The 243-nt window shown below is 53.1% G+C and carries 1 rRNA gene; it reads right to left on the bottom strand.

Annotated features, from left to right (window positions below):
* Window positions 1–243, bottom strand: a 23S ribosomal RNA gene (locus AWV70_RS14215); the annotation flags it as partial.

Below are 243 nucleotides of genomic sequence, written 5' to 3'. Positions count from 1 at the left end.
GGATCCACTCTGGAGAGAACGGACTTTCGACTACGGGGCTATTACCCGCTATGGCGGACCTTTCCAGGCCGCTTCGTCTAATCCGTTCCTTTGTAACTCCGTATAGAGTGTCCTACAACCCCAGGAAGCAAGCTTCCTGGTTTGGGCTCTTCCCGTTTCGCTCGCCGCTACTAAGGGAATCGATGTTTCTTTCTCTTCCTCCGGGTACTTAGATGTTTCAGTTCTCCGGGTGTGCCTCGTTCA

Source organism: Sporosarcina koreensis, assembly GCF_001531445.1.
GTDB lineage: Bacteria > Bacillota > Bacilli > Bacillales_A > Planococcaceae > Sporosarcina > Sporosarcina koreensis_C.
The sequence above is the reverse complement of the archived record's forward strand: the minus strand, read 5'-3'. Positions and strand labels throughout refer to the sequence as shown.